This window comes from Campylobacter sp. RKI_CA19_01128 (assembly GCF_025771175.1).
In the GTDB taxonomy this organism is placed as follows: domain Bacteria; phylum Campylobacterota; class Campylobacteria; order Campylobacterales; family Campylobacteraceae; genus Campylobacter_D.
In genome coordinates, this window is the sequence record NZ_JAKMPU010000025.1 from 1 (window position 1) to 2700 (window position 2700).

Below are 2700 nucleotides of genomic sequence, written 5' to 3' on the forward strand. Positions count from 1 at the left end.
ATAAAGTAGATGAATAATTAAGACAAGAATATCTTAAAAATAAAGAATGGAATAAGATAGAACAAAAACGGTATGAAGCTAAAGAAGCTAATGAATTCAATGATGATTTTTGGGGTTTTGGAATTAAAATGAATTCTGTTAATGTTACAAGCAATAAGATGTTAAAAAATAATCAATATATAGTAAGGGAATATCTATGAATAACAAATTTAATTTTGCTAAATTTGTATTAGATTGTTTCATATGTTTTGGAATTGTGATAATATCCCCATTTGTGTATTCTATATTAATAAAAAGCGATGATTTTCGGTGGTTATTATATCCTATACAATGGTTATTTAATATTGATACTCATACTATTAACGATATATCAATTTTGATTATTGGGTTTTGTTCTTTGAGTATTATTTCATTTTTTATCATTGGTTTTTTTTATAAAATACATAAATTAAGCTTGTTTTTATCATTGATTTTTATGATTTGTTATGCAATATTTGGTTATTATTTTTTTAGTCACTTATAAGGAAATTTTATGAAGTACTACGCAACAATTTATATCCACCCTATGGATTGGAACATTCCCCATGTCTTTTTAGGACTTACTAAAGGCAAAAGTCCTGATGAGCTTGATAAAATAGATGAACAATTAAGACAAGAATATCTTAAAAACAAAGAATTTAAATTAATTAAAAGTATTAAGTAGATTGGTTATAATAAAACAATTTATCTATATTAGGAGTAAATTTGCAAATTCCTATTTATTCTAAACTCAAAGCAAAACTAGAAAGCAAAGGAATAGACAATATATCAAGTGGACAAATTGCTTGGTTTGTGTGTAGCTTGATTCTTGCTTTGGTGGTTTATATTATTCTAACTTTTCACTACATTTATATTAGTTATGGTAAATATGATAAGAATTTATTTTTATTAATATTTGATAGAAATGCAATAGAGTTATTTATTGTTGTATATTCTTGCATAATGTTTAATTTATTATATATTTATAATGCCATTCCTTTGATTTTATCTGCGGTATTTATATTTTTAGCATTTTTTTTTTCTAGTTTAAGCTTGTTTATTGTTGGTTGTTGTGGTATAGGAGTATTTTTCTTAATATCCATTTTTAAAAGAAAGTTTATGTTTAGCGTTTTATTATTTGCCTTGGGTTATGCTTGCACATTGTTCTTTTTTTATGGACTGGCAACATATTAGAAAGGATTTTATAAATGAAATATTATGCAACGATTTATATTGATGAGTTTTTAGAATATGAAATATTAGTTAATCTTTATAATGGAAACGGCTTAGATTTCACCCACGCTTTCTTAGGACTTACTAAAGGCAAAAGTCCTGATGAGCTTGATAAAATAGATGAACAATTAAGACAAGGATATCTTAAAAATAAAGAATGGGACAAGATAGATCAAAAATGGTATGAAGCTAAAGAACCTAATGAATTCAATGATGATTTTTGGGGTTTTGGAACCGGAATTGCTAATGTTGTAGAATCTCTTATAGGATCTCCTGGCAAAGTATTTAACAATAACCAATATGTATTAGATAGCAATATTGATAAAAATTGTTATATTATTAAAAAACTAAGAAGCCCTCAAACTTTCAAACCTTCTAATCGCTGTACTTTAGAACTTTCTAAAGAACAATATGAAAGCTTACTTGCAAATATTAAAGCTGATTTTGAAGCCACAAAAGAAATCACACCTAATAGCGAAAAGCCAATCAATGAAGAATTTACCTATAAACTTCTTGAAAATAATTGCGTTACTTGGGTTATTCAAAAACTTTCTGATATAGGAATAGAGCTTATTGATGATGAATATAAAGTGCCTGGAAATTTGATAGATATCTTTGGTTTGATCAAATCTCTTCACTCCATCTTTTTGAAATTTCAAAATATTGATGATAATTTACAAAGTGTAAAAGGTGCAAGAGCTTTTATTACTTGGACTAGATCTATGCTAGATAATAATTATATATGTTATGTAAATCAGGAAAATTTAGAAAAGAAAATACAAACTTTTTGTAAAAAAAATATAGAAAATCAAAGATATTATGAAAGTATTAAAAAATTTTATGATAAAGCCTCTCAACTTAAAAGTATATACAATAAATTAAATCTTTGTCTAGAATCTATCACTAACAAATTTAGTGCAGATATAAAAGGTGATTTTGAATTAATTTATTTTGATAGAAAAGATAGACAAAATAAACTTTTAAAAGCAGATAATGATTATGAAGCTATTGCGATACAAGATTTAGATTTGAGTCAAAAATATAATAATTTTAGTGTGAGTAAATTTTATCCTTTTATTTTTATACCTAAAGATGAAATGATTTCAAGAATGCTTTATCATAAATATGATTATGGTAATATCTCACAAGAATATCAAAAAGATAGAAATGAATTTTATTTTAATGTTTTAGCAGGAGAAAAAAGCGATAAATATTGGAGTTCTAGCTATCATAAAATGACTAAAAATTTAAGGAAAATTCATGCCTCTTGAAAAAGTAAAAGAAATAATTTTTGCTTATGATAAAGAAGTGATTGATTGTGAAGTCTTAAGGGTTAAAAATGTTGATTTAACTCATTCTAAAATTTATTTCAAAGGTGTATTACTTACAGGCTCAAGTGAAATTCCTAACAATCCTTTTTACTTTGGAGAATTAGATCAAGATAATGCT

Annotated in this window: 4 protein-coding genes; all 4 read left to right on the forward strand. The window is 25.1% G+C overall.

The window, feature by feature from the left end; all coding sequences use genetic code 11:
• Positions 1–532 precede the first annotated feature (532 nt).
• Complete coding sequence (locus L8U98_RS08085) at positions 533–703, forward strand: hypothetical protein (RefSeq protein WP_263725490.1); 171 nt, start codon at positions 533–535, stop codon at positions 701–703.
• Between the two features lie 41 nt (positions 704–744).
• Entirely contained in the window at positions 745–1212 is a 468-nt protein-coding gene (locus tag L8U98_RS08090; protein WP_263725491.1) for a hypothetical protein, read from the forward strand.
• A 14-nt stretch (positions 1213–1226) separates the two neighbouring features.
• Positions 1227–2522: a hypothetical protein gene (locus tag L8U98_RS08095; protein ID WP_263725492.1), complete on the forward strand. Its 1296-nt coding sequence runs from the start codon at positions 1227–1229 to the stop codon at positions 2520–2522.
• Positions 2512–2700, forward strand: a 189-nt coding sequence (locus L8U98_RS08100) for a hypothetical protein (protein ID WP_263725493.1), incomplete at its 3' end; no start/stop codon positions are given. The genes L8U98_RS08095 and L8U98_RS08100, both read left to right, overlap by 11 nt.